The organism is Flavobacterium sp. (assembly GCF_049318185.1).
Taxonomy (GTDB): domain Bacteria; phylum Bacteroidota; class Bacteroidia; order Flavobacteriales; family Flavobacteriaceae; genus Flavobacterium.
On the sequence record NZ_JBMOGV010000213.1, the window covers coordinates 1 to 2,040 of the forward strand.

Annotated in this window: 1 protein-coding gene; it reads left to right on the plus strand. The window is 31.6% G+C overall.

Annotated elements, in window-relative coordinates; all coding sequences use genetic code 11:
* Positions 1 to 1,368 (plus strand): O-antigen ligase family protein (locus ACOYLT_RS11685; protein WP_422854014.1); only part of this gene is annotated, 1,368 nt, incomplete at its 5' end.
* Between the last annotated feature and the right edge of the window lie 672 nt (positions 1,369 to 2,040).

Genomic DNA, 2,040 nt, shown 5'->3' on the forward strand with positions numbered 1-2,040 from the left:
CTATATTTAATTTCACTGCCCATTCCAACTGTTTTCTTCTATCCAAATAATAGCATCTTATCAATATTACTATCATGCCAGTTTGCTTTTTTAGCACCAGTAACAATATCTTTAATTCAAAACTGTATAAGTAAGAAAACAAATCGTCTACTTTTACTTTTTAGTATAGTTTTCTTCTGTTACTTAATTTTATTTCTTTCTTCTGGAAGAGCAGGCTTTATAAGTTTCTCAATAACACTTTTCATCTTAAATATTAATTATTTCAGAAAAATTTCTCTTTCAAGAAAAATAATAATGATATTATTCGCTTTTGTTCTTCTATGTTCTCTTTATTTTATAAAAGCAAATTCATCAAACGGGAGAATCCTAATTTACAAAGTAATTCTTACTTCTATTAATCAAATTCAACTATTTACTGGTATAGGCTACGGTCAATTTAAAGCACAGTACAATCACTATCAAAGTGATTATTTTTCAAAGCATCCTATAGATAATAGTGAAGCACTTCTTGCTGACAATACTTATTACGCTTTCAACGACCCGTTTCAACTCATTTTAGAACTTGGAATCATTGGAATTTCTGTTCTTTTAATATTTATTAAAACCCTTGGCAAAAAACTCAAGTCTGATTTACCAAATGGATTGCAAGAAAATTCGATTTTATATGGAGCGTATTTGTGCATTTTTTCATTTTTAACAAGCTCTCTTTTATCTTATCCCTTTCAAGTAATAAGTATTTTACCGCTTTTCTTGTTATCACTAGCAATAGTATTTGGCTCAAATAGACAAGAATCTAAGTCCGTAAATGATACTATAAAACCCATTTTCCAAGGGGCTAAATTTTTACTTTATTTAGTCTTTTCAATTTTTTTACTATTCCTTGGATATAAATACCTGAATATACATTATAAGATGAAAGAAGCAGAAAATTTGTCAAAAGCAGGATTGAAAAGAAAATCCGTTGCTATATATTCTGACTTATCTAATGATATGATTGTTGACGGAAGTATCTATTACCCATTTGCAATGGAGTTGGCTAAGTTAAACAAAACCGATTCTGCAATCATAGTCCTTGAAAAATCTATTAAATATATCTATAATGACCATTCGGCTTTACTTTTAGCAAACCTTTATTTCGACAACGGCCAGCTACAATTAGCTGACAGGTTTTATAGAGAAGCAGTATTAATAAATCCGAAATCATTTAGGAACAGATTTGCTTTATTCATATTTTATGTTAACACAAAACAAAAAGACAAATCACTTTATTGGGGAAGATCTATTATTGAGTTGGTACCCAAAATTCCCTCCGAAACTGTGACAAACATAAAATATCAAACAGCTAATATTCTACAAAAAATTCAATAAATCTAGTTCGGACACACATAGGGACTTAATACAACTCTCTCGTTTTGTCAATATGTTGATTTTCTGTCTAGTCCTGAAATAGGTTTCATCTCTCGCATAGTCTTACGACGTAGGAGGAGACTATGCGTTTCGGAGGTGTAATACTTAATTTGTCAGGTATAAACCCTGAGTAATCTATCCGGTTGTTACTTATATGGAATTGCAGGATATTGACTTTGGTATATGATGCAGCAAAGGCTCATTAGGAACTACAGTATCTATACCAAGCACACCGACAAGACCAGGAATTACTGCTAGTGGGACAGTTGGATTTTCAGTTACAAGACAGTCTCAAGATGACATTATTCGTCAGTTAAAAATATCGAGAAATGCGTACTTTAGAGGATCATTTCTGGATCAAGGGTTTGGGTTTAGTGGTGATTTTTCCTTTTTGCCACCACCTCCTACTCACGGATGGCCTCATTTTGATGCAATAGCGGAAAGAGGTGCGAATGTTGGTTGGACATGGCCTTATAATACATTTTAAAATATTTTTTGGGGTGGTTTACATAAGCCACCCCAAAAAAATTATAATTTAAATTATGAAATATTTTCTTTGTTTTTTTATGATATTATCGGTCACTAAAATCGAAGCGCAACAAGGTAACAAATTATCAATAGAAGCAAGTTACG